A 5,469-nucleotide genomic window follows, 5' to 3' on the forward strand; every position below is an offset into this window, starting at 1 on the left:
AGGCCGTGCCGGGCGCGGCTGGCTACCGCGCGGGCGTGGCGCGCGATGCCGCGCTGACCGAATGGGTAGCGACGACGGAGTCGGCGTCGCCGGAGGCCGTATTCGACGATCTGCCGGACGGCGATCTTTTCCTGGCAGTCAGCGCCCTGTCGCCACAGCGGCTAGCCGGACGGAACGGCGTGCAACCGTTCAAGGTCTGGCGCAATCCGCCAGCGCCGTTCTCGCTGATGCCTGCACCCGACGCCGTCGAGCATGGCGGCGAGGTGGCGTTCCGCTGGGCTGCCGTGCAGGACGCATCGGGCTACGAGCTTGCGCTGGCCGCCGATCCCGAGTTTTCTCAACGCGCCGAGACGCGCCGTGAAAATGGCGTGGAGGCCGTCCGCACGCTGCCGGTGGGGCAGTGGTGGTGGCGCTTGCGTTCGTTCGATGCGCGGAACCAGCCGGGGCCATGGGGTGACGCGCTAAAGGTGACAGTGCAACCGGCCCCGCCAGTGCCGGCGCCGGTCGACAACGGCGAGGAACTGCGCGTGCGCTGGCCTGCCGATGCCGGAGCCGCCGCTGCCACGGGCTATGTGCTCCAGATGGCGTCCGATCCCGCTTTCAGTGGCGATGTGGTCACGTTCCATACTACGGAGAGCGCGCTTTCGATTCCCCGCCCGGCACCCGGCACATACTTCGTTCGCGTGGCACGAGCCACTGGAACGGACGTGCCTCTGGCAAGCGCGTTTTCCGCGCCACAGCGAATCGACCTGCAATCTGTGCTGCGTGATGGACAGGGTGCGGTGATTATGACGGGCGGCGCGAAGAAAGGCGTGCAACTTGGCGCCCAATAGAGCTGACCTGCGCGGCGGCCAGTTCGACGCGGCCGAGCGGGAGGGCGCCCCGGGCGCCATGGGCTTTCGTCGGCGCACGCGACTGGAGTGGGCGCTGCTCACCATCGCCGTGCTGGTGATCTCCCTCGCCGCGTCAAGTTTCTCCTGGTTCGAGCGCGCGGACCTGGCCGTGCTGGACCTGGCCATCGTGGCCCAGAAGCATCCCGCCCGCGATGACATCGTGATCGTCGCCATCGACGACGAAAGCATCGGGGTGATCGGCCGCTGGCCGTGGCGGCGCACGGTGCTTGCCGCGCTGGTGGACCAGATCGGCGCTGACAATCCGCGTGCGATCGGCATCGATGTGATCCTGTCCGAACACGATATCCGTTATCCGTCCGACGATGCCGACCTGGCGCGTTCCGTGGCGCGGGCTGGCAACGTGGTCTTGCCCATGGTCGGCGAGTCAGGATCGAGCGGCGCGCGGCTGCGCGGCCCGATGGATGGCCTGCTGGCGCAGACCGGCCACATCAACATGATTGTGGATACCGATGGCGTGGCCCGACAGGTGTATCTGCGCGAGGGCGATGGCGAGGGGGCGCCGGTCTGGCACTTCGCGGCCGCCATGGCGGCGCTGGGCCAGCACACACCGGTGACAGCGGCGCAGTTCCGCAACGAACGCGCGGTACGCATGGATGGCGCGGGCTGGATCAGTCAGGACCGATTGCGGATTCCGTTCGTCGGCCCCCCGGGGTCGTTCGCGCGCGTCTCGGTGCTGGATGTGCTTTCTGGCGAGGTCAGTCGCGGCTACTTTCGCGACAAGTCGGTGCTGATCGGCACCGTCGCCACCGGACTCGGCGATGTGTTTCCGACGCCGGTATCGCGCGACGGGCGCGCCATGAGCGGTGTCGAAATTCTGGCCAACACCCTGCAGGCGCTGCTCGACGGCACCGGCATCGTTACCGTGCCCAAGCCGGTGGGCTGGCTCGGGACGATCCTGCCGGTGCTGCTGGCGGCCCTGGCGGCGTTGCGGTTCTCGCCGCGCAATGCGCTGCTCGCCACGATGGCGATCGTTGCGGCGGTCGTCGGTACCAGTCTCTGCCTGCCAGGCAGCATGCATCTGTGGTTCGCGCCGTCGGGCGCGGTGCTTGGCTGCATGATGGTCTACCCCCTGTGGAGCTGGCGGCGTCAGGAAGCCGCGCTTCGCTTCCTGTCCGAAGAACTCGGGCGCCTGGCGCATGAGCCCGGCTTGCTGGCGGCGCCAGCCACGCGCATCGACCACTCGCTCGATGGCCGGATGCAGGCGGTCTACGGCATGACCTCGCGCCTGCGCGACATGCGGCGCTTTCTGTCCGACGGACTGGAGAGCCTGCCGGAAGCTACCGTGATCTGCAATCTGGATGGCGGCATTCTGGTGGCGAACCGGCGCGCGGTGGCGCTGGCGCCAACGATCCTCCAGGGGATCGACGGCGCGTACTATGCCAACGACCTGCGGTACATGCGCGGCAGCAATACATACGGCGAGCTAGGCCGCCCCGGGTTGCCCGACCTGATCGAGGTGATGTTCACGGTGGCGGGGCCGGGTCTGGCCTACTGGGACGCGCTGTGCGGTGCGCTCGAAGGTGACGCGCCGGTGATGTCGTCGTCGGATTCGCATGGCGTGGAACTGACCACCGAGGACGGCCGGCGCTATCTGTTGCATGGCGGGCCGCTGCATGGCGAGGCGGGGCGTCCCGCGGGCGTGATCGTCAGCCTGATCGACATCACCGCGATACGTCGCGCCGAACGCCAGCGCGAGCAGACACTGCATTTCCTGTCTCACGACATGCGCTCGCCGCAGGCGTCGATCCTGGCACTGATCGACATGCAGTCACGCCCCGACCGTGCCTTGCCGCAGACCGAACTGCTCGGACGAATCGGCGAGCACGCGCACCGCACGCTTGCCCTGGCTGACGATTTCATCCGGATCGCGCAGGCCGAATCGCAAAGCCTGACGTTTGCCGAGACCGACCTGACGCAGATCGTGCTCGACGCCACCGATGAATTGTGGGCGCTGGCCAAGGCGCGTGGGACCGAACTGCGGCTCGACATCGACGAGCAGGGGCCGAGGATGCGCGTGGCGCCAGCCCTGCTGGCTCGCGCCATCACCAATCTGGTCAACAACGCCATCAAGTACAGCCCGTGCGGCACCGAAGTGACGGTGCGCCTGCGCCGGCTCGGCCCCTATATGGCGATCGAGGTGTCCGATCAGGGGCCGGGCATCCCGCAAGACGCCCAGGCACAACTGTTCAGGCCGTTCAGCCGGGTGCACGCGCATGGCGCCGATGCGCCGTCTGGCAGTGGCTTGGGGCTTGTATTTGTGAAGACCGTGGCGGAGCGCCATGGCGGCCGGGTGATGGTTGCCAGTGAAGTTGGCAAGGGCACGATGTTCTCCATCTGGTTGCCCCTGCGCGGCCGCGCGTCCTGAATGCGGGCCGACACAATTGTTGGCAGTCACGTTTTCGGAAATTGCCTACGATCTGGGTGCCGCGGACTCCGCATCCGCGCGCCTTCCGGCCCGCGTCGCATCCCGACGCGGGCAATTTTTTGCGTAGTCGTCGGACAAACGCCCTGACGCTCTCCGCCGAAGAGCGAACCAGCAGCCATTGATAGGCCCTTTAGGGGGCGGTGGAGAGGGCAAGCGTCTCGATTGGCGCGAGACGCTATTCTGATTCTGGCTACTTTGCTGAATCGGATGGCGGGGCAGTCGGGGTTGCCGGAGCAGCCGGAGTTGCCGGAGTTGCCGGAGTTGCCGGGGCGGCTGGATTAGCCTCTCCAGCAGCGGGCTTGGCCGGAGCAGCCTCCCCAGCAGCAGCGGGCTTGGCCTCCGAGGCTTTGTCCGACTCGTCCACCTCGTCGTATGACGGCAGCGCGTTCTCGCCCTGGTTCAGCAGGTACTGGCGCCGCTGCGAATAGGCATCGCGCACGAACGCGTACTTGTCGAGCGCGGCCTGCGAGAGCAGGTCCGTCGCGCCCAGCAGGTTAGCGCGCGTGTTGATCACGTTGACGCCAAACAGCGAGTTGCGCCAGGCCGGATCCAGATAGTGCGCCGGGTCCAGGTAGATGCTGGCGGCCACGCCCATGCTGTCGCGGAACGAACTCGGTCCGTAGATCGGCAGCACCAGGTATGGGCCAGCGGGCACGCCCCAGGTACCGAGGGTCAGCCCAAAATCCTGCGAATGGCGGTTCAGGCCGGCGGCCGTCGCCACGTCGATCAGGCCGCCAATGCCGAGCACCGAATTGATGGCGATGCGCATCATCGTTTCGGTCGCATCGACGCCCTTGCCCTGCAGCACGTTGTTGACGAAGTTGCCCACGTCCGACAGGTTCGAGAAGAAATTGGTCACGGCCAGACGGGCCGGCTCCGGCGTTACCGCCTTGTAGCCCTTGGCCAGCGGTTGCGCGCCATAGGTGTCGATCGTGTCGTTGACCTTGAAGATCACCCGGTTCATGGGCTCCAGCGGATCCTGCGGATTGGCTTGAGGACCTGTGGCGCAGCCGGTGGCGAGGACAGAGAGCGAGGCGGCGGCCAGCGCGCGGGCAAGCCGGGGCTGGCGCAGTGCTACGGCGCCCGAAGGCGAAAAGCGGGATAGCATCGGGAAACGGTCTTGGCTTTGGTTTCTTGTAAGGGTGCGGCGCCTACCTTCCTGGGTGGCGTTGATCCGGCCCCGCTGTGTTATCGGCAGATTGTGACATGGACGCGGCTACCGAGAGCGGGGGCAGCGACGGGCCGAGCGGTTCGGCGCGGCCCGACGGCTGACGGCGCGGGCGTCCCATCAGGATCGGCTGGAAGAACACCGCGCCAGCCAGCGTGCAGGCCAGCGCCAGCGCCAGCAGCTTGCCCATGCTCGCAGTGCCCGGGTGATGCGACAGCCAGAGGCTGCCGAACGCCGTCGCCGTGGTGGCGGCGCTGAACAGCACGGCGTGGGTCAGGCTCGACTGCAGAAGCTTGGTCTTGCCATGGCGCCAGGCAATCACGTAGTAGATCTTGAAAGCCACGCCAATGCCCAGCAGCAGCGGCAGCGCGATGATATTGGCGAAGTTCAGCGCGATGCCGAACACCACGCAGAGTTCGAGCGTCACGAGGCCGGAAACCAGCAGCGGGATCAGTGTCCGCAGCACATCGCCGACGCTCCGCAGCGTGATCCACAGCAGCACCGTGATTGAGATCACCGCCAACACGCCGGCGTGCACGAACGCGGTCATGATCGTGTCGGCCGATCCGCGGATCGCGATCGGGCCGCCGGTGGCGTCCGGCTGCACGCGCGCCATCACGTCGATGAACTGGTTCAGCGCCGCTTCGCGGGCGTCATCGTTCTTCGCGCCGGGCGGGGGCAGCTTCGGGCTGACGCTGACCAGTGCCTGACCATCGGGTGCGAGCCAGTCGCGGACCAGTTCGGGCGGCAGCGTCTGCTGCGAGATCGGCTCGGGCTGCAGCGCGTTCTGCAACGAGGCCAGCGCCAGTTGCAGCGGCAGCGCAATGGCCTGTTCCGCGCGGTCGCGCGTGGCGGCCGGCGCATCGGCCAGCTTCTTGAGCGCTTGCGACAGATGGTCGGCTGCAGCCGCGCCCGGGCTGGGCTGACTTCACTGGCGGGCGGGATGGTCGGTTACATTACCC

General features: G+C 67.4%; 2 protein-coding genes and 2 pseudogenes. 2 read left to right on the forward strand and 2 right to left on the reverse strand.

Annotated elements, in window-relative coordinates; all coding sequences use genetic code 11:
• Together D769_RS17190 and D769_RS17195 are read left to right on the forward strand one after the other, a co-directional pair.
• Positions 1-833: pseudogene (locus D769_RS17190) on the forward strand (histidine kinase); the annotation flags it as partial.
• The gene (locus D769_RS17195; RefSeq protein ID WP_008647412.1) at positions 820-3,279 is read left to right on the forward strand and encodes a CHASE2 domain-containing protein; all 2,460 of its coding nucleotides are present in this window, start codon (positions 820-822) and stop codon (positions 3,277-3,279) included. The pseudogene D769_RS17190 and the gene D769_RS17195, both read left to right, overlap by 14 nt.
• 250 nt (positions 3,280-3,529) lie before the next feature.
• Here D769_RS17195 and D769_RS17200 read toward each other — a convergent pair whose 3' ends face one another.
• Both D769_RS17200 and D769_RS17205 read right to left on the reverse strand, forming a co-directional pair.
• Positions 3,530-4,447: a VacJ family lipoprotein gene (locus tag D769_RS17200; protein ID WP_008647413.1), complete on the reverse strand. Its 918-nt coding sequence runs from the start codon at positions 4,445-4,447 to the stop codon at positions 3,530-3,532.
• A 43-nt stretch (positions 4,448-4,490) separates the two neighbouring features.
• Positions 4,491-5,429: pseudogene (locus D769_RS17205) on the reverse strand (MMPL family transporter); the annotation flags it as partial.
• Between the last annotated feature and the right edge of the window lie 40 nt (positions 5,430-5,469).

It is taken from the genome of Cupriavidus sp. HMR-1, from assembly GCF_000319775.1.
GTDB classification, from domain to species: domain Bacteria; phylum Pseudomonadota; class Gammaproteobacteria; order Burkholderiales; family Burkholderiaceae; genus Cupriavidus; species Cupriavidus metallidurans.